The 15,730-nt window shown below is 45.5% G+C and carries 13 protein-coding genes; 9 read left to right on the top strand and 4 right to left on the bottom strand.

The features are described 5' to 3' along the window. Position 1: 1 nt before the first annotated feature. The 5 genes from rpoE to HMPREF9708_RS02885 all read left to right on the top strand — a co-directional run bounded on the left by rpoE (position 2) and on the right by HMPREF9708_RS02885 (position 4,697). The gene (gene rpoE / locus HMPREF9708_RS02905) at positions 2–667 is read left to right on the top strand and encodes a DNA-directed RNA polymerase subunit delta (protein ID WP_006308600.1); all 666 of its coding nucleotides are present in this window, start codon (positions 2–4) and stop codon (positions 665–667) included. A gap of 186 nt (positions 668–853) precedes the next feature. After that, positions 854–1,699 carry a hypothetical protein gene (locus HMPREF9708_RS02900; protein WP_006308599.1) on the top strand — a complete coding sequence of 282 codons (846 nt, stop codon included), beginning with the start codon at positions 854–856 and terminating at the stop codon, positions 1,697–1,699. A gap of 30 nt (positions 1,700–1,729) precedes the next feature. Next, a complete protein-coding gene (locus HMPREF9708_RS02895; RefSeq protein ID WP_006308598.1) occupies positions 1,730–3,001 on the top strand; it encodes a UDP-N-acetylglucosamine 1-carboxyvinyltransferase in 1,272 nt (423 codons plus the stop codon). Between the two features lie 132 nt (positions 3,002–3,133). Continuing rightward, positions 3,134–3,619: an aminoacyl-tRNA deacylase gene (locus HMPREF9708_RS02890; RefSeq protein WP_006308597.1), complete on the top strand. Its 486-nt coding sequence runs from the start codon at positions 3,134–3,136 to the stop codon at positions 3,617–3,619. A 13-nt stretch (positions 3,620–3,632) separates the two neighbouring features. Next, a complete protein-coding gene (locus tag HMPREF9708_RS02885) occupies positions 3,633–4,697 on the top strand; it encodes a zinc ribbon domain-containing protein (protein WP_006308596.1) in 1,065 nt (354 codons plus the stop codon). A 56-nt stretch (positions 4,698–4,753) separates the two neighbouring features. Here the strand turns inward: HMPREF9708_RS02885 and HMPREF9708_RS02880 are convergent, their stop codons facing one another. Both HMPREF9708_RS02880 and HMPREF9708_RS08505 read right to left on the bottom strand, forming a co-directional pair. Further along, a complete protein-coding gene (locus tag HMPREF9708_RS02880) occupies positions 4,754–5,494 on the bottom strand; it encodes an amino acid ABC transporter ATP-binding protein (protein ID WP_006308595.1) in 741 nt (246 codons plus the stop codon). Positions 5,495–5,507: 13 nt separating this feature from the next. Then, entirely contained in the window at positions 5,508–7,112 is a 1,605-nt protein-coding gene (locus HMPREF9708_RS08505) for an ABC transporter substrate-binding protein/permease (protein ID WP_006308594.1), read from the bottom strand. A gap of 354 nt (positions 7,113–7,466) precedes the next feature. Here HMPREF9708_RS08505 and HMPREF9708_RS02870 point away from each other — a divergent pair, with 354 nt between their 5' ends. Continuing rightward, entirely contained in the window at positions 7,467–8,930 is a 1,464-nt protein-coding gene (locus HMPREF9708_RS02870; protein ID WP_006308593.1) for an alanine/glycine:cation symporter family protein, read from the top strand. 136 nt (positions 8,931–9,066) lie between these two features. On the opposite strand, the gene HMPREF9708_RS02865 is transcribed toward HMPREF9708_RS02870, so the two are convergent. Next, complete coding sequence (locus tag HMPREF9708_RS02865) at positions 9,067–10,176, bottom strand: YrzE family protein (protein WP_006308592.1); 1,110 nt, start codon at positions 10,174–10,176, stop codon at positions 9,067–9,069. Between the two features lie 364 nt (positions 10,177–10,540). Here HMPREF9708_RS02865 and HMPREF9708_RS02860 point away from each other — a divergent pair, with 364 nt between their 5' ends. Next, the gene (locus HMPREF9708_RS02860; protein ID WP_006308591.1) at positions 10,541–12,010 is read left to right on the top strand and encodes an FAD/NAD(P)-binding protein; all 1,470 of its coding nucleotides are present in this window, start codon (positions 10,541–10,543) and stop codon (positions 12,008–12,010) included. A gap of 54 nt (positions 12,011–12,064) precedes the next feature. On the opposite strand, the gene HMPREF9708_RS02855 is transcribed toward HMPREF9708_RS02860, so the two are convergent. Further along, positions 12,065–12,334 carry a type B 50S ribosomal protein L31 gene (locus HMPREF9708_RS02855; RefSeq protein ID WP_006308590.1) on the bottom strand — a complete coding sequence of 90 codons (270 nt, stop codon included), beginning with the start codon at positions 12,332–12,334 and terminating at the stop codon, positions 12,065–12,067. A 530-nt stretch (positions 12,335–12,864) separates the two neighbouring features. On the opposite strand from HMPREF9708_RS02855, the gene pgeF reads away from it, so the two are divergent. Then, positions 12,865–13,596 carry a peptidoglycan editing factor PgeF gene (gene pgeF, locus HMPREF9708_RS02850; RefSeq protein ID WP_006308589.1) on the top strand — a complete coding sequence of 244 codons (732 nt, stop codon included), beginning with the start codon at positions 12,865–12,867 and terminating at the stop codon, positions 13,594–13,596. A 135-nt stretch (positions 13,597–13,731) separates the two neighbouring features. Then, positions 13,732–15,729 carry a transketolase gene (tkt, locus tag HMPREF9708_RS02845; RefSeq protein ID WP_006308588.1) on the top strand — a complete coding sequence of 666 codons (1,998 nt, stop codon included), beginning with the start codon at positions 13,732–13,734 and terminating at the stop codon, positions 15,727–15,729. Position 15,730 lies beyond the last annotated feature (1 nt).

Here is a 15,730-nt window from a genome sequence, read left to right as displayed (position 1 = left end):
CATGGAACTATCACAATTTGACCATCAAATTAAGGAAGAACTTTCCTTAATTGAAGTCGCGCATGCGATTCTAGAGGAGAAGGGGACCGTTATTGATTTTACCGAGTTGTTAATCGCGGTCCAAAACTATTTAAATCTGGCAGAAGAAACAGTTGAAGCCAAGATGATTCGTTTCTATACGGACTTGAATATCGATGGCCGTTTCATCTCCCTGGGCGAGAACCAATGGGGATTGCGGGCCTGGTTCGCGGTTGACGAAATCGATGAAGAGATTATCACATCTTCAGAAGAAGAAGCGCCTAAAGCCCAGAAGAAATCTTCTGGTAAGTACAACGCGTATGCAGATAACCAGGACGATGTCACCAATTATAACGATGATGACCCTGAAGATGGTGAGACTTCCTATGAAGAAGAGGACTACCAGGATGACGAAGACGATGAGGATGAGGACGATGATACCATGGAAGTTCTTGTCGCAGATGTTGAAGAAGAGGATGACGAGGAAGACCAAGAGCTCAATGAATATGCCTCTGACTTATCTGAATTAGGCGATGATGAGATTGATTTGGATGAAGAGGATGACTTTGAAGATTCGGATGATGAAGATTATTCAGAAGAGGACCTCGATGATGAGTCGGATGAAGCCGATGAAGAGGAAGACGATTAAGACCAAAAAGTTAAAGGCTAGGAAGGGGAGGAATTTCCTCCGATCCCTAGTCTCTTTTTTCTTGTTTACATCCTGATAGCAAGGCAAGATTACTATTTATTAACAAAAGCGCTTGCGGTTCGAAAAGGATGGGCGATTGTGTTAAAATACGCATATATTGAATGTGAGTAAGGAGGGAGGGTCCTCATGGCAAGATCCATCAGCGACCAGGATGAGACCAGGCGAATCTTATTGCAGCAAATGCTTGATTACCAGCGTTATCAACCCTTTAAGCAGTTCATTCGCCAACACAGACGGTGGTACTCTGACCGACTCGATGACCTCCTTAGTTTGGCTCATGCCTATGTGCATACCGACTTAAAATCAATTGAAATTCTGGCTCCAAAGGTCGGTATGACTTTCTTAACACGGCCATCCTTGCTTCAAAGACGGGTCTATTCATATACCCAAGGCTTAGCGATCAAGTTAGAAGTGCATGAATATGATGACTATCTTCGCGCTTTGACCCCTTTATTAGTGGATACTCTCCGCTTAGTCATTGAAACGACCCTGCTGCCCGATCTTGATCGTTATTTAACGGAAGTTGTTAAAGAGACCGTGGATGGCAAGCCGCTTTATCGGGGGTTGCAATGGAATCAGGCCCTGATTGAGGAGGAACCCAATCCTATTCAGGAAACTTGGAAACGATATTATGGCGATTATTTCAATTATTCACACTATGTGTCATCCAGTCATTTGTTGAAGATCATTGATGACCATGTTGAAGATCCAACTATTCGGCAAGTCGCTGGTAGGATGCGTAAGGTTGAGAAGTATGCACGCAATATTGTGGCACATGAGCTTGTCTTCGTAGATGACCATTGGTTAGAGTATCGCTTGGGTATGAATGGTCAAGATATTCATCAATTATTGATGCAATTAAATCAAGTCGCCGGTCTAACTGATGCACAGCAGTGGCAAGGACTTGTTAAGATCCAGGAAGCGATTGACCAGGAATTAGCTGCCGTCTTCTTGAATGGATCAGACCAATAAAAACAGTGATTTAAAGGAGTTATTAGAAGGATGAAGAAATTAGTAATTCAAGGTGGCAAGCCCTTGACAGGAGAAATCAATATCAATGGGGCTAAGAATTCGACAGTGGCCTTAATCCCAGCTGCGATTCTGGCTGACTCTAAGGTCGTACTTGAAGGCGTGCCAGATATTCAAGATGTCTATTCGCTACTGGAGATTTTAAATGAATTCCACGTTGAGACCCACTTTGAGAATAATATCCTGGAGATAGATCCGACCCATATGCAGTCCATTCCGATGCCGACTGGTAAGATTCAAAGTCTGCGTGCCTCCTATTATTTCATGGGTGCCACCTTGTCTAAGTTCGGAGAGGGTGTCATTGGTCTTCCGGGTGGCTGCTTCTTGGGACCGAGACCGATTGATCAACATATTAAGGCCTTTCGTTCTTTGGGCGCGACTATTGAAGACGAGTATGGCGTGATTACCCTGACGACTCCTGATGGTCTCAAGGGCTCACGGATTTATATGGACGTGGTATCGGTCGGTGCCACTATCAATACGATCTTAGCTTCTGTCCGAGCCGAAGGTAAGACCATTATTGAGAATGCTGCTAGAGAACCAGAAATTATCGACGTTGTCACCCTCTTGAACAAAATGGGGGCGAAGATTCGTGGAGCTGGTACCTCGGTGATCCGGATCGAAGGCGTTGACCAGCTGCATGGCGTGACCCATACGATCATTCCGGACCGGATTGAAGCCGGGACCTATATATCTGCTGCGGTCGCTATGGGACAAGAAGTTAAAATCAATAATGTTATTTTTGAACATATTGAAAGTTTTATTGCCAAGTTGGATGAGATGGGTGCCAAGATGGAAATTGGCGAAGATAGTATTCTGGTCCACCAGTCAGACAATTTGAAGATGGTCTCCTTAAAGACTCAACCTTATCCAGGTTTTGCGACTGACCTGCAACAGCCGATTACCCCACTTCTGATGAAGGCCAATGGGAAAGGAACCATTACAGATACCATTTACCCACAAAGGGTAAAGCATATTCCGGAATTAAACCGGATGGGGGCCAATATTAAAGTGGATGGGGACATTATTCGGATTGAAGGTCCTGCTCAATTGACGGGAGCCCCGGTGAGGGCGAGTGACCTTCGAGCGGGAGCCTGCTTAGTGATTGCCGGATTAATGGCAGAAGGTGAGACGGTGATCACGGGTGTCGAGAATATTCTGCGCGGCTATTCGAATATTGTCGAGAAGCTGAGAGCTGTGGGCGCCGAGATTGAAATGGTCGAGGACGATGAATCTGAGGAATAACCAGACGCACAAGTGAATCAAAGACTTGCTCGCTAACAAGTGAGGCGGATCCGGACCCGTAGGGGTTCGGAATTTTTTCATAGTCGATTGCAACTCAGGATAGCGGATCAACGGGAAAGGAGGGGGAGCATAATGACCAAAGAGACCAAGACAAATGTCATGCGATTATTGGATCAAGCGGGTCTTTCCTACCAAGTTTTAAAGGACCAGCGGTTCCTTGCTCAAGGATCAGCTGGTCCTTGCCAGGGTCAGGCAAAGCCTGCCAACCAGATTTTTAAGACCCTGGTCACCCAGGGGAAGTCAGGGGATTATTATGTGTTTATGATTCCCATCAACGAGACCTTGGACCTCAAAAAAGCGGCGCATGGAGTGGGTGAGAAGAGTGTGGCCATGATTAAGGAAAGGGACTTGCTCCCCTTAACAGGATATGTCCATGGGGGCTGTTCACCGATTGGCATGAAGAAAGCTTTTTTAACGACAATTGATGAAGTGGCGAGTCTCTACGAAACGATTGCCTTTTCAGCTGGTAGGGTCGGCTATTCAGTGGATTTATCCCTCTCATCTTTGCAGCAAATGATACCAGACCTGCAGGTCGCGGATATCATAAGCCTTTCTTAAAGGAGGAGACCTGATGAAGAAGTGTCAATACTGTGGCCAGATGAACGATGAAACGGCGCAAGAATGTCAAGTTTGCGGCGGCCTGCTTGAAAGTCTAGTGCTTGATGATACGGATCAAGGACGGCCACCAAAAGACCGGGTCCAGTCCCAGACACGTATGGATTATCACCAGCAAAAGTTGCAATCAAGTAGAAGGAATCCGAAAAGATTGACCTGGCAGCTGGTTTTAGGGATTAGCTTGATTGTGACGAGTTTGGTCTTATTAGGCTGTCACTATTGGTTTAATGATTCTAAGCCCATGGTTTCCCGTCATTTTCAAACAGCCATGAGAAGAGGAGACTATGCGGGAGCTGCCCGATTTGTCACTAGTCCGCTGGTAAACCGGCGGTGGACAGAGGATGAACTGAGCCAATGCCTGGCTAATTATCAAGCAACTGGGGTAGATCTGGTGGACGAAGTCCAGCAGCAATCGCTGGATGAGGGCGTGTATGCTAGGGAATACTGCCTGCTGTCTCTCGAGCGGTCGGGTCACTTTTTATTCTTGCCTCAGTATCGTGTCGTCTTCCATCCTATAAAGCTGGATCTTTTGACCCCTAACCAGCTATCAATCCTAAGCTTAAAGACTCAAGGGCAAGCCAGCCAAGACTTTACAGGGCAAGCGCCCTTAGCGATCAATCCCAGTGTTCAAGAGGTGCGTCTTACCATTCGCCACCAAGGGCACCAGGAAGAAGTTGAAGTTCCAATTGACTATCAGCAGTTTAACCAAGGACATATCCCACTCTCACTTTATCCAGTTGAGAACCGCCTGCTGGTGGATCAGCGCCAGCTTGGCTTACGGCCTAACTTTCCTTTTGCGATCCAGTCATTAACGATAGATGGCAAAACTTACTTCCAAGATGAAGTGATTCTTGCGGGTTATACAGGCCAAGTCTTCCAAGTGAGTTTCATGGCTGAATATAATCATCAAGTGGTTCAGAGCCGGCCGATCGAAGTGACCCTAGTCAAGGGTGATCAACAGACTTTGGATTTTAGTGGCGATTCAGCCTTAAAAGACCAGCTACTGCAAGCAGAAAAGTAAGAAGCATTTTTTAAAGAGGCCTTCCTTTTTAAGGGGGGCCTCTTTAATGGGTCTTATCAAGAAAAACGTTTAAAACCTTGGATGAATTGGCGGGTTCTTTCTTCCTGGGGATGGTTAAATAGCTGGTCAGGATTGCCTTGTTCCAGGATACGCCCGTGGTCTAGGAAGATCATTTGGTCGGAAACATGCCGAGCAAATTCCATTTCATGTGTGACGAGGACCATGGTGATCGCTTGGTGGGCAATCGATTGAATCAGATCTAAGATGCCATTCACACGTTCAGGATCGAGAGCTGAAGTGGGTTCATCTAAGAGCATGACTTCCGGTTCAATGGCCATGGCCCGCGCAATCCCGACTCTTTGCTGCTGGCCTCCGGACAATTGATGCGGATAGCTTGATAGAAAGTCTCCCATTCCCACTTGGTCTAGATAATGGGCTGCCCGGTCTTTCGCTAGTTGGGGGTCTAATTTCTGGACGATCAACAGATTTTCCATCACATTTTCCAGTGCAGTCTTCTTGGAGAAAAGAGCATAGTTCTGGAAGACCATGGCGGTCTTACGGCAGAGGGTAACTATCTCTTTGGGGCGGGCGGTCTGGACATCTAAACCATAATCGCCGATCTGGATCTGCCCTTGGTCCGCTGGGCTCAAGAAATTAATCGTTCGCAAGAGGGTAGATTTACCAGACCCTGACGCTCCGATAATTGTGAGCACATTTCCGGTAGCGACTTGGAGAGAGAGGTGATCGAGCACAAGCTGCTCTTGATAAGATTTTGACCAATTCGTTAATTGCAGCATAACTTTCCTTCTTTCATTTAGACGCTGGGTCGGGACGGTCCACCTGGTAATAGGCTTCTAGCTTGGCTAAGCCCCATTCAAGAATTAGACAGAGTCCCCAATAGATAATGGAAACGGCAATGTAGCTTTCAAAGTAACGCAGGTTAGCCCCTGCTAGGATCTTTGCTTGTCCCATCATATCCACAATCGTGATCGTAAAGGCCAGTGAGGTTCCCTTAAGTAAGTTAATCAAGCTATTGCCTAAATTAGGAATCGCAACAATGACCGCACTGGGAATGATAATCCGCAATAATGTCTGTTTCTTAGTCAGGCCAATCGAATGGGCTGCCTCCATTTCACTAGGGTTGACACTTAGTAAGGCAGAACGGATGGTTTCGGAATTATAAGCGGCGGTGTAGAGCCCCATGGCAAGAAAGGCATAGAGGAGGGCTGGAACTTGATGGATATCCCAATTTAAGTGAAATTGTTGGTTGATGATCTTTATGAGAATGGGTAACCCATAATAGGCGAGGAAGAGTTGGACCAAGAGGGGGGTACCCCTGAGAAAGGAGACCCAGGCTTGGGTTAGGGGGGTGAGAATAGGGATCTGCTTCATTTTGATGATCGCCATGATAAATCCTAGACCCAAGCCGATGAGGGCTGCCACCAAAGTCATCAGTAGGGTCAAGGGCAATTTTTGTAAGACGGGCCCGAAGGCTTGATATAGGGCAGTTAAGGAAAAAAGGACTTCCTGGTTTTCTTGTTTGGCCTCCAATTGACTGGTAGGGCTTGCTTGACGGTCTCTTTCAAGCTGGTTATTGCGTTGAATGAGGTCTTGAGGTAAGTCGGTCAGGTCTTCTCCAAAAAAACGTTGACTTAAGTCACTAAGGCTGCCATCTTCCCGCATTTCTGCAATCACTTGATCCATTTTGTGACGGAGGTCTTCGTGGCTTTTTTGATAGACAAAGTAGGACCCAGGGATGCGGATTTTTTCTTCATTTTCGATCGGATGGGCTTTAAGTTTGATACCAAAACTCTCTTCAACATCTTTAAGGTAAGTTGTTGCATAAATCGTAGCATCAATCCGACCATTATAAACTTCTCGGATCAGAGTAGATGGGTCAGAGTCCGCATATTTGATTTGGACTGCTAGGTCTGGGTTGGATTGATTCCATTCTTCAAGAAAGAGGGCATTGGGAGACGCAGGTACGACACCGAAGGTCTTACCGGTCATATCGGCTAGGGTCAATGAATCAGGTGAGTCGGTTGAAGTAATCAGGACATTATGGGTGAGGACATAGGGCAAGTGGCTAAAGAGAAACTTCGCCCGTCTTTCCGGATTTTCGCCCAAATTATTAGCGACCAGGTCAAATTTACCAGAGTCTAAGCCTGCAAAGAGACTAGGATAGTCAGCAATTTCGAATTTGAATTGGACATCACTCAGTCTATGATCGATTTCTTTGATCAGCTCAATCTCAAAGCCCGTCAAATTTTTCTGGTCGTCAAAATAGTTGAGCGGTTTGGTCAATCCTGAGGTACCGACGACATAGGTCTTAACTTGTGCCAAGCCTGTCGGACTTGGAAGGGCCAGGGTGAAGAGGATGAGGACTAGGAGTGTGAGCGATTTAATGACTTTCATTACGATTCCCTTCTTTATTCAAATTAGTTGTATTGTATCAAACTGAGAAAAGGATTAATAGGAGCTCGGCCCCGACTTTTATTCTTAAAGATTAACGCACTCTGTTTGGACGAAATGGGACAAGCTGCAGGCTGTTAGCTGTTGATGGAGGAAACGCATTTTATAACGTTTTCTTAGAAAATGAACAAATAATGCAAATCTTATTAAAAAAAGATGTTGAAAACGTTTACTTTTTCGAGTATGATGAACTTATCACAAATGGTAATAAATCGGTCTTTAACGAAAAGAGGAGGTGGCGAGTTTAAATGTTGCTGATGAAGTGGCTGCTTTGAATAAATAAGGAGGATTAAGGAAATGCAAGCTTTTGAAAGTTTTGTCAAAGTCATGAACGACCTCTTGTGGGGAGTTCCTATGATGGTGGTCTTATTAGGTTTTGGGGTCTTAGCGACCATTTATTTAGGTTTTCCGCAATTTTCTAAATTAAAATTAGGTTGGCAAAATTCATTTGGGCAATTATTCTCGCAAAAAAATAAGAATAAGGAAGGATCAATGTCCTCCTTCCAGTCCTTAGCGACCGCGGTGGCGGCGCAAGTCGGAACCGGTAATATCGGGGGTGTCGGGGGTGCCATTCTAACTGGGGGACCAGGAGCGATCTTCTGGATGTGGATGACTGCACTCTTGGGAATGGCCACTATCTTCGTAGAAGCCGTTCTTGCCCAACGTTACCGGCAAACACGGGAAGGGGAATTGGTAGCCGGACCTGCCTATTATATCAGTAAAGGTCTCGAGGAGCATGGCTTAAAAGGCTTAGGTAAAGTCTTAGCGGCGATATTTGCGGTCCTGATTATTCTGGCACTTGGTCTGGTCGGAAATGCGGTTCAATCAAATTCGATTTCATCGGTGATGACAGAGGCCTTTAGTATTCCCACACTAAGGATTGGCTTCGAGGTATCTCCTGCCCTATTGATAGGGCTTATCTTAGCAACCCTTGCTGCTTTAGTCTTTGTAGGGGGGATGAAGCGGATTGCCAAGTTTACTGAATTAGTAGTCCCCATCATGGCCTTGATCTACATTATTGGGGCGATTGCCATGTTGGTTAAATTTAGCGATCACATCATCCCAACCATCAGCGATATCTTCTCAGCAGCCTTTACACCGAAAGCAGTCTGGGGAGGAGCGGTTGGTTATAGTATTAAGACTGCTATCCGTTACGGGGTTGCCCGGGGGCTCTTCTCGAATGAAGCAGGGATGGGGTCTACACCGAACTCTCATGGGGTTGCAGACGTTCCACATCCTGTAATTCAAGGATCCGTTGCGATGGTCGGGGTCTTTATTGATACGATTGTTGTTTGTACAGCGACAGCGCTGATCATCCTTGTCTCTGGAGCAAATATAACTGCCCTCGAAGAAGGTTATCAAGGGGCCCAGGTTACCATGCAAGCCTTTATCCACGCCTTTGGCGACTTGGGTGGTCAATTCCTAGCCATTTCCCTGCTCTTCTTTGCCTTTACAACAGTCATTGGTTGGTATTACTTTGGTGAGTCCAATATCAAGTACCTCTTCAAGTCCAAAGTGGCCCTTCGGATCTATCAAGTATTAGTCATCCTATTTATTATTGTGGGGACTACCATTGATATTGGTAAGATCTGGGAAGTAGCGGACATGATGAATGGTCTGATGGTCATTCCGAACGTGATCGGTCTGATCTTCTTAGTAAGACAAGCCAAGAAGATCTTAGATGATTACAACGAACAAGTTAATTTAGATGAGCAGTTACACTTTGATTATCTTTATGAAGGAATTACTGAGAGCGATTAGGAAAGGCGGAATCGTCTGCTTAAAGACCATTCGATGTGCTGGAATCTTCAAAAGTAAAAGTCCTTGGCACCCATTCAGAGGGGAGTCAAGGACTTTTATTATCTATTAATGCTAGCTGTAGTCTAGCGGGTTTGGTCTAGTATTTAAGGTCTTTTTCTGCACCGAGCTTACCTGCATAAGCGGTTAGGCAGAGGGCAAGTAAGAGACCAATGAAAGCATAGATTGAGTATTTAGATGCTTCATTCATCACATCGTTTGTTGTTTCGACGCCTTCTTCAACCCCTTCATTCACTTGGGCGGATAATTGATTGAGTTCTTTTTCCGCATTGTCTAAGAGGGTTTCGGCATTTTTACGACTTTCCTCGTAAGCTGCTTTGACATTTTCAACTGCTTGATCAGCTTCCTTATCGGTCAAGTCCGTGTTATCTGCAATCACCTTGGTGAGTTCTTCTTCATCTAATTCTTGACCGATGTTATCGAGACGGTCTTGAATGTTGTCATATACACCTTGGAAGGCTTCTTCAGCTGATTGACCATCCACTAAGACTGATTTACCAGCTGCTTGGATGTCTGAGACGGTATCATCTAATTGTGCTTGTAAGTAATCTGGTTGTAATTCTGGAATATCACTTTGCTCAAGTGCTTTCTTAACATCTTCATCTAAGTCAGATGTATCAAGGTTAAGATTCTCAGTGATCTTGTCGAAAGACGCTTGCGACAAGTCAGCGACAGTTCCTCCAATGGTGGATGCGGAGTCCGCCACAGCGTTACCAGCCATTCCTAACATGGCACCAACAGTGTTAAAGGCACCTGTTACAGCTGAAGTTGCTAAGACCAAAGCAGCGATGACGCCGACTGCCCAGGTTAAGAAGCCGTGTAAGATCCCTGCGCGGTTTGCGGTATAGCCGGCTACATAGCCCCCTGCCGCTAAGGAGATGATGAGGGAAATAATTGACCAGATGATTAGTCCCATTCCTACGCCCTCAAGCGGTTTAGCTGCTGTTAGGTCTGTAACGCCTAAGCCGATTGCTGCACCGATTAGGGAGAATAAAATACTTAAAGCGATGAATGTTACCAGACCTGCAAGGATTGCGCTCCAGGAGATATTGTTGCCAACGATCCGGCCATGGTGACGATGATAATTAGCGTCATAGTGGCTGTCGTGGTCATGTCCCACATGGTCAACTTCTGTGACATGGACATCTGTTTGGGGTTGATTCAGTGTATGATTCTTTTCTTTTTCCATTTTTTTCCCACTTTCTATCTTGAAATAATTAACGACCAGGTCGTGGTGGCGGTAGATCTGGGTAAATGCTCGATAAAATAAGCATAAAGCATGCAATTTTTTACAAAAAAATAGCTCATTAATCTCGCTCGACCTATTAAAAACACACCCTATTGCTGATTCGTTGCTTATAATTATACAATATTTTTTTGATAACAACAATTAATAGGCATCGGCGAGCTTGGTGAAGGGGGAGGCCGATCTATCAATATGTAAGCTAGCTGGATGGAGCAGAAAATTGAGAAAAAGATTCTAATAGTTTTTTAAGGATTGACCTCGGTCTCTTGAATCGGTAGGATAAGTAGGATGAGAGGAGGCGGTGGATTTGAAAATTGCGATCGTGGGTGTTGGACTGGCTGGAAGCAATATTTTGCGGACAATCCTTGATTCTTGCTACTTTGATTCAGCTCTTAAGATTCACTTATTTGAACCGCGTGATCAGTTAGGGGTTGGGAAGGCCTTTGAGGAGGATAGTCGAGTCAAGCGTCTGAACATTCCTCATCAAGAGATTTCGCTTGATCCAAACAATCCTGATGATTTTGCGGAATGGTTGGCAGAGAATAGGGAATGTCCCCTGAATTTTGAGGGGTTGGCGTCACGAGTCGATTGTGGCCATTATATTCAAGACCGGATGGCTCCTTATTACCATCATTCACAAGTGACCTGGTTCCAGGAGGAGGTTACCCGCCTCTTTTATGATCCACAAGACCAGGTCTATCAGTTAGGGAGCGAAGACCAGGATTATGGCAGTTATGAAGTCGTCTTTCTCTGTATTGGACACCCCGACTACCAAGATTATTATCACCTAAGGTCTCTTGACCACTATATTCAAGACCCTTATCCACTTGAGTTGAAACTTTCTTCGATACCGCGTGATCACCGGGTTGGGATATTGGGAACTGGGCCGACAGGGATTGATATATACCGGTATCTGGTTCAAGAGAGAACACTTCAAACACCTCCGGTGTTTCTGAACAATGAGGTCTTCCTGAAGCTGTCAGGTATTCCTTATCAAGGGCCAAAATTGGTCTTTTCAATGACCTGGCAATGGCTTCAAGATCAACAAGCGTTAGACCCGCAAGGCTTTATTCCCTTGGACAAGATCTTAGACCTCATTCAGGCTGACTTTGATAAGAATCATCTGGAAGCCTGGTCCATTTATGACCGGGCTAAGGAATTAGCGTTTGAGGATCAATTGGCCCTGATTGAGTCAAATGACCAAGAAGTCGCAGCGGTCATTCAATATTTTGAGGAAATGGTTCCTTTTTATCCTTACCTCTATCAAAGTTTAAGAAGTAGTGACCGCCAGCGGTATGTTTCTGATTACGAACCCTTCTTGGACCTCTTTCGGACTTTCACTCCTGCCCAGACTAACCGCTGGATCATAGAGGAGCTTGCAGCAGGAAGAGCCGGACTAGTTGATGAAATCCATGCGATTGATCCGATCGATCAGGGCTTTATAGTCAAGGGGGTTGACCAAGAGAAAGTGGACACGATTGTGAATGCCACAGGCTTTAATTTCGACCTGATGGATAACCTTGCGACCCATCCCCTGTTAAAGGACCTCTATGAACAAGGGGTTATTCAACCCGCTAGGCAAAATGAGGGGATCCTGGCTAAATGGCCAGAATGTCAGGTCATGAGCCAGCGTTACGGTGTATTGGACAACCTATATATCCAAGGAATGTGGCTAACGCATACGCATTATCGCAATAATGATTTTCGTTCGATCCTGTCGGTGAGTCAGAAAGTAGCGGAACGCTTTATGGCAAAATATAGGTCAAGTTCGCTTTAATAGGAAAAAGACCAGCCGCTCGTTAATGAGGGGCTGGTCTTTTTGTGTGATGTATTAGTCTTCAGGTTTAGCGTTTTTATCCGTAAAACCAAACTTCTTGTTGAATTTGTCCACTCGACCATCGGCTTGAGTGAATTTCTGACGTCCTGTGTAGAATGGATGAGAATCGGATGTCACTTCCATACGAATTAGGGGATAGGTATTACCATCTTCCCACTCTACTGTCTCTTGAGAGGTCTTAGTAGATCCTGATAGAAATTTGAATCCGGTTGAAGTATCCATAAACACGACAGGATGATATTCAGGATGAATTCCTTGTTTCATGTTTGTTAACTTCCCTTCTGCCGTAATTTATTTGCTAAACTACAGTTATTCTTTGCACAAAGTGCAACATTGACATATTAGCAAAAAATAGAAGTGATCGCAAGACTTAAATTAAGATTTATGTGTGAATTGTCTATCTTCAATGATCCTATCTCATTCAAGGTCGATCAAACTGTCTTTACGCCATTATCATCTAATGATGAGTGACCAGGCGACCAAAAGAAGGCAGCCCCAAAGCTTAAATAAAGGGGACCGCCCTCCAAAGGACAGCTTTTCAAGGTCCGATCCGCTAGGTAGCTCCGTCCGCCTTCCTTTAATTAAGCATAGGGACGACTCCTTTGAGTTTATACGCTTCTTTTTAGAAGTAGAAAGGGATAAGACAAATAGGGGACTATTAGAGAGACGTGCTGATAGTTGACGGAAGGGTTCTACAATCAGTAAACTAATAAAAAGCTTGAGAAGATTTATTCCGTTCAAAAAAATATTAATAAGTCTTCATAATAATAGCTTGAAAGGTGAGGCGTGATAAGATGGTTTCAAAGCTTTTACAAGGACTGGGGATCCGGATGTTCTTAGCGGGAAGTTCATATAACTTTCGCACAGGTCAGCTGGATCCTGAGGCGGTCAGTCATCAGGTAGAAAGAGTTAGAAGAGCGGGCGGATTTGAGGGTCAAGTCATCTATTCCCTGCAACAAGTTCATGGGACGCAGGTGGCTTATGCGGATGGGTCAAATGGGGATGAAGGGCTCATTGGCCGCCAATTCCAAGAAGCCGATGGACTCCTAACAGATCGTAAGGGCATTGTCCTGATGACTAAGTTTGCGGACTGCACACCGGTCGTTCTCTATGATCCGGTTCAAGGTGTGCTGGCGTCTCTGCATTCTGGTTGGAGGGGAACAGCTCAAGAAATCTCCAAGCGAGCGATTGAAAAGATGCAGTATCAATTTGGTTCAAGGGTTGAAGACCTCTATGCTTATATTGGTCCTTCGATTGACCAAGCGCATTATGAAGTGGGGGAAGAAGTCTATCAAGCCTTTGCCAGCCATCCACAAGTTGACCAATTTATGGCACCGGGCCAAAAAGAAGGCAAGTATCAACTCTCAATGACTCAAGCCAATCTTGCAGTGCTGGAGGATGCGGGCCTTCCTTCCCATCGAATCGAAGTGGCGACAGAGTCTACTTATACCAGTGATCAGCTCCATTCGAGTCGCCAAGAAGGTCCCAACTATCAATTGAATGCCTTATTCGTCATGATGAAATAGTGAGCTGGAGCTGAGAGAGACCAAGTCTCAGTATTGCTAAAGATGGATCAAATTGATCGAGGAGACAAGTTCAAAGCCCCTAAATCCTAATTGAAATGTTATAATGAGAGTAGATCATAAAAAAGGAGTAAATTCATGTTTAACGAGAAAGATCAACTGGCTGTTAATACCATTCGAGCTTTAAGTATTGAGCAGATTGAACGTGCAAATTCGGGGCATCCTGGACTCCCCTTAGGTGCAGCCCCGATGGCTTATGCACTATGGTCAGACCATTTACAGGTTAATCCCTTAGTCAGCGATTGGATGAACCGCGACCGCTTTGTTCTTTCAGCAGGGCATGGTTCGGCAATGCTTTATAGTTTGTTGCATTTATCTGGCTTTGATGTGTCGATTGAAGATTTGAAGGATTTCCGCCAATTAAAATCGAAGACCCCAGGGCATCCTGAATACCGTCATACGGATGGTGTGGAAGCCACAACGGGTCCCCTAGGGCAAGGAATTGCTCAAGCTGTCGGAATGGCGATGGCTGAAGCCCATCTGGCAGCCCTCTACAATCGCGAAGGCTATCCAGTGATCGACCACTATACCTATACGCTAGTGGGCGATGGCGATCTAATGGAAGGGATCAGCTATGAGGCTTGTTCATTTGCTGGCCGTCAAAAATTAGGTAAGTTGATTGTTCTATATGATTCAAATAATATCTCGCTAGACGGGGACCTTGATCAAGCCTTTGGTGAAGATATCCAACAGCGGTTTGAAAGTCAAAATTGGCATTATCAGCGTGTTGAAGATGGTAATGACTTGGCGGCCATTGCTCAAGCAATCAGTCAAGCCAAAGCTATCAAAGACCAACCTTCAATGATCGAAGTGAAGACCATCATCGGATATGGGTCTCCTCAACAAGGAACTTCTAAGGTGCACGGGGCTCCGATTGGTCAGGAAGCATGGGACCACACGAAAACAAATTACCAATATTCTCTTGGGGCTTTCGAAGTTGCTCCAGAAGCTCAAGAACAGTTTGATACAAGGGTCTCCCAGCGGGGACAGCAAGCCTACCAAGAGTGGAAGGCACTCTTTGACCGCTACCAAGCAGACTATCCAGAACAAGCACAAGAACTTGAGCGCGCTTTTGCTAATGAATTACCAGCTGGTTATGATCAAGGAATCACTTTCCAAGATGAGACAGCTAAGGCAGAGGCGAGTCGGAGTTCAAGTGGTCGAGCAATTAATGCATTAGCCAGCGCCATCCCCTATTTCTGGGGAGGGTCTGCGGATTTATCAGGTTCGAACAAGACCATGATCAAAGACGACCAGGACTTTATGCCGACGACGCGTCAAGGACGCAATATTTGGTTCGGGGTGCGTGAGTTTGCTATGGCGGCCATGATGAATGGTGCAGCTTTGCATGGGGGGAACCGGATCTACGGTGGAACCTTCTTCGTCTTCTCAGATTATCTCAAGGCAGCGATCCGATTATCCGCTCTTTCTAAGCTGCCCGTAACCTATGTTCTGACGCACGATTCCGTCGCAGTCGGAGAAGATGGGCCCACTCATGAGCCAATTGAACACTTAGCAGCCTTTCGAGCCATGCCAAACTTGAATGTTATAAGACCTGCTGATGCGAACGAAACCATGGTTGCTTGGAAGTTGGCGGTTGAATCGCAAGAAACGCCTAGCCTTTTGGCCTTGAGTCGGCAAAATTTACCCGTTCTCGCGAATAGTCAAAGCTTGGTTGAAGAAGGGGTCCGCAAGGGGGCTTACATTATTTCACCAGCTAAACAAGAGGCATCAGGCCTCTTAATTGCAACAGGGTCTGAAGTGGCGCTGGCGATTGAAGCTCAATCGCTTCTCAGCCAAGAAGGAGTCGATGTAGCGGTGGTTTCAATGCCTTGTCAAGAGCTCTTCGATCAACAGTCTAAAGATTATCAAGAATCTATCCTGCCCCGGGGTATCAACCATCGGATGTCGATTGAAATGGGAGCAAGTTTTGGCTGGCACAAATATGTCGGCTTAGAAGGGGTGACCTATGCTATTGATCGCTTTGGTCAATCAGGTCCAGGACAAGTAGTAGTGGAAGACTTTGGTTTTACGGCTAGCCAAATTGCCCAAGCTTACCTGAAGGCTTTCGCTTAGA

The organism is Facklamia languida CCUG 37842 (assembly GCF_000245795.1).
Lineage (GTDB): Bacteria > Bacillota > Bacilli > Lactobacillales > Aerococcaceae > Facklamia > Facklamia languida.
Note: the sequence above shows the minus strand (reverse complement) of the source record. Positions and strands in the feature narration are given on the sequence as shown.